Origin of the sequence: Streptomyces sp. NPDC059455 (assembly GCF_042750115.1) — a bacterium.
In the GTDB taxonomy this organism is placed as follows: domain Bacteria; phylum Actinomycetota; class Actinomycetes; order Streptomycetales; family Streptomycetaceae; genus Streptomyces; species Streptomyces endocoffeicus.
The window spans coordinates 1-3779 of sequence record NZ_JBHYVB010000418.1; the positions used below are offsets into that span (position 1 = coordinate 1).

Below are 3779 nucleotides of genomic sequence, written 5' to 3' on the forward strand. Positions count from 1 at the left end.
CGATCATTCCCCCAGGCATCGACCAGGGCGGCGTGTTCCACCAGATCGATCAAGCACTTGGCGACCGTTGCCCCCACCTGAAGTAGGAAGAGCCGTCAAACGAGTGGCTCTGGCTCGTAGTCGGTGGTGACGCCGGGTAGTGTCCCTTGATCATGATCTTGTGGTCGATATCAACTTCCTTATGGGGACGGTGTTTTCGGGGCTTTCGGCGCTGGTCGTCGAGGACGTGACGGACGGCGGTGACGCGGTGGTGGTCTCGGCCCGGAGCCGGGACGGGGCGGTGCCGTGTCCGGTGTGCGGGACGCCGACGGCGAAGGTGCACGGGTATCACCGCCGAACGGTGAGGGACGTGCCGGTCGACGGCCGCCAGGTTGTCGTCCACCTGCGCGTACGGCGGCTGGCCTGTCCGTCCCTGGGCTGCCGGCGGTAGACCTTCCGCGAGCAGATTCCCGGACTGCTGGAGCGCCACCAGCGCCGCACGGTGCGTCTTGTCGGGCAGATATCCCAGGTGGCGCGGGAGTTATGTGGCCGGGCGGCCGCTCGCCTGGCCGTTCTGCTGGCCGTGCCCGTCTCCCGCAGCACCGCATTGCGCCATCTGCGGCGCCTGCCGCTGCCCACGCAGCCCATCCCTCGGGTGATCGGCGTGGACGATTTCGTCCTGCGCCGCCGCCACCGCTACGCCACGATCGTCACGGACGCCGAGACCGGCCGACGCATCGCGGTCCTGCCCGACCGAGAGATGGCCACCCTGGAGTCCTGGCTGCGCGAGCATCCCACTGTCGAGGTCGTGTGCCGGGACGGTTCGGCCACCTACGCCGAGGCGGTGCGCCGCGCCCTGCCCGACGCGGTGCAGGTCAGCGACCGATGGCATTTGTGGCGCAACTTCTGCGACAAAGCCCAGCTCGAGGTCCGCGCGCATGCCGGCTGCTGGGCCACCATCAACCCGCCTCGCCCCGGCGGAGTACGCGAGCAGACCACCCGCGAACGCTGGAACAAGATCCACGATCTCCTCGGCCAAGGTATCGGCCTGCTCGACTGTTCTCGCCGTCTGGGCCTGGCCCTGAACACCGTCAAACGCTATGCCCGCATGCCCGAACCCCAGGCCCTGCGCATCGTCCCCGCCTACCGGCCCACCCTCGTCGACCCCTACCGCGAGCACCTGCGCCGGCGACGTGCCGAGGAACCTGCTGTCCCGGTCACCCACCTCCTCGCAGAGATCCGGGAGTTGGGCTACACCGGCAGCGCCAACCTGCTGGTCCGCTACCTCAACCAGGGCCGTGCCGAGGGCGACCGCCCCGTCACCACGGTGCGTCACGCCGCCCGCCTCCTGCTCACCGACCCCGAGAATCTACGCCCGAAGGAAACGGACCTGCTGGAGAAGATCGCCGCAGCCTGCACGGAGATGACCGCACTCGCCGATCTCGTACGCGACTTCGCCGCTCTGCTGAAACCAGCCGAGGGCAACGACACGGAACTCACCGATTGGATCACAGCCGCCCGCGCCGTCGCCCTGCCCCACCTGCACAGTCTCACCAACGGGCTCGAAATCGACCGGCCCGCCGTGAACGCCGGCCTCACCTTGCCCTACCACAATGGCCGCACCGAAGGCGTCAACACCCGCACCAAGAGGATCATGAGACAGATGCACGGGCGCGCCAGATTCGACCTTCTCCGGCACCGCATCCTCCTGCCCTGACGGCTACCCGGCGTCACCACCGACTACGAGCCAGAGCCGATCGATTTACAGTCCCGACGGAGGGAGTTCCGGGGCGCGGCGTTCGACAGCGCGCGAGCACCCCGCCCCGGCTCGCTCACGACGCCGACGGCTCGGTCACACGGGTCACCCAGCGTCGGTTCTCGTCGAGGGCCAGGGGCCTGCCCTCGATGGCCCGGTCGAGCACAAGGGTGTCGACGTACTGATGCACCGCTACCAGTCGGCCGTCACGGACCCGGTTGACGTGGGCAAAGGGCGACGAGAACTCGGTGTTGCTGGCACGAGTGGTACCGACGTAACGACCGAGCGAGATCACGGTGTCGCCGAACTCAAGGAACTCGTCGACCTCGACCTCGATGTGGGACCACGCCTCGAATGAGGCCGGGTAAAAACCTTCGAAGAGGTCGACATGTCCGTGGTAGCGGCCTCCGGCCGGAAAACCGGGAGCGATGTTGAAGTCGATCTCCGGGTCGGTGAGGGTGCGTGCGGCCTCGAAGTCACCGGTGGCGAGGGCGGCGTAGTAAGCACGTACGACGTCGGCGTTGGACATGGTGGGCTCCCTATTCGTTCGGATCGGACGGATGGTGATAAAGGGTCTGGGCGGGTCCTGGCGTCACCAGGAGCGAGGGGCAGCGTGTCGTGATGAACGGTTCCGGCGCCGATCCCGCCGTCGAGCTGCCCCATGAGGGGTTCAAATTTTGTACCGCTCGGTTGCATCGTCACGCTAGCAGACCGCGTACCGATCGGTAAAAAAATGTCGTACCGGGCGGTAAGGTGGAGTTCATGAGTGTTGACGAGCGGCGCGGCAGGGGACGGCCGCGGAGCTTCGACGAGGGCGACGCCCTTGACCGGGCGATCCATGTCTTCTGGGCGCACGGCTATGAGGGCGCCTCTCTGAGCGAGCTCACCGGCGCCATGGGCATCAACAAGCCGAGTCTCTACGCCGTCTTCGGCAGCAAGGAAGAACTGTTCCGGCGCGCCGTCGCCCGCTACGGAGACACCTACGCGGCGCGCGCACTGGCCACTCTGGAGCAGCCCACCGCGTACGCCGTCATCGAGAGCTACTTGCGCGTCGCCGTCGACGCCTCCACCAGCGGCGGCCACCCGCCCGGTTGCCTCTCCATCCAGGGCGGCCTGTCCAACTCACCGGCGAACAGCGACATCTCCGAGGTTCTGACCGACTACCGGGCCGCCATAGAGGGCGCGCTCGCGAAGCGCCTGGCCCGGGCGGCAGAGGAGGGCGACCTCGCGCCCGGCACCGACATCGCGGCCCTGGCTCGCTTCGCCGCGACCCTCAGCCAGGGCCTGGCCGTCCACGCCGCGGCCGGCGCCGACCGCGAGGATTTGCACGCCTCGGTGGACATCGCAATGCAGGCCGTCGCCGCGTACACACCCCGCAGGCGTTCAACATCTGGCAGGTGCGCAGAGCCCCATAGTTGGTGACGTCGCGTGAGCATAGGTACTCGGGCAGGGCATGACTGAGAGGATGTTCCGGTTGAAGACGGGATAGTTCATGGGTTGTGCCAAGTTATGGATGTTTCGCCGGTTGTTCGTTTCGCGAGGTTGGAGATCATCGCAAGGCGGATCATGCTCTCGGAGTGCGCCGGTTTGGTCTCGTAGTCGCGGGCGAGGCGACGGTGCATCATGATCCATCCGAAACTTCGCTCGGCGACCCAGCGCCGCGGGATCACGGAGAGGCCTTTGACCTGCTGGTTTCGTGGGACGACGTCGACGTCGATGCCGAGCAGGGCGCCGTGCTCGATCGCCTTCTTCTTGTAGCCGGTGTCGACCCATGCCTTGCTGATGGTGGGGTGGTCGGCGGCGACGCGGCTGAGGAGCTGGATACCGGCCTCGTTGTCCGAGACGCTGGCGGCAGTCACCATGACCAGCAGTAACAGGCCGAGGGTGTCGACGACGATGCTGCGTTTGCGGTCGGCGGTCTTCTTGCCATTATCCCGGCACCGGGATATCGGCAATTATCTGGGGGCGTCGGTTATGGCGGGTCGGGCCGATCGGAGCTGGTGGACGGCGGTGTTGTAGGGGCTGAGGCCGGCGATAACTACAG

2 protein-coding genes and 2 pseudogenes are annotated in these 3779 nt (G+C 67.0%); 2 read left to right on the forward strand and 2 right to left on the reverse strand.

The annotated features are described in order from the left end of the window. Window positions 1-190 precede the first annotated feature (190 nt). Window positions 191-1696, forward strand: a pseudogene (locus ACFXB5_RS53015) (ISL3 family transposase). Window positions 1697-1811: 115 nt separating this feature from the next. Here ACFXB5_RS53015 and ACFXB5_RS53020 read toward each other — a convergent pair. Next, window positions 1812-2264, reverse strand: coding sequence for a nuclear transport factor 2 family protein (locus ACFXB5_RS53020; protein WP_237511404.1), 453 nt, complete (start codon window positions 2262-2264; stop codon window positions 1812-1814). A gap of 233 nt (window positions 2265-2497) precedes the next feature. On the opposite strand from ACFXB5_RS53020, the gene ACFXB5_RS53025 reads away from it, so the two are divergent. Further along, the gene (locus ACFXB5_RS53025) at window positions 2498-3157 is read left to right on the forward strand and encodes a TetR/AcrR family transcriptional regulator (protein WP_385223159.1); all 660 of its coding nucleotides are present in this window, start codon (window positions 2498-2500) and stop codon (window positions 3155-3157) included. A gap of 68 nt (window positions 3158-3225) precedes the next feature. On the opposite strand, the pseudogene ACFXB5_RS53030 reads toward ACFXB5_RS53025, so the two are convergent. After that, window positions 3226-3669: pseudogene (locus ACFXB5_RS53030) on the reverse strand (transposase); the annotation flags it as partial. Window positions 3670-3779: the final 110 nt, after the last annotated feature.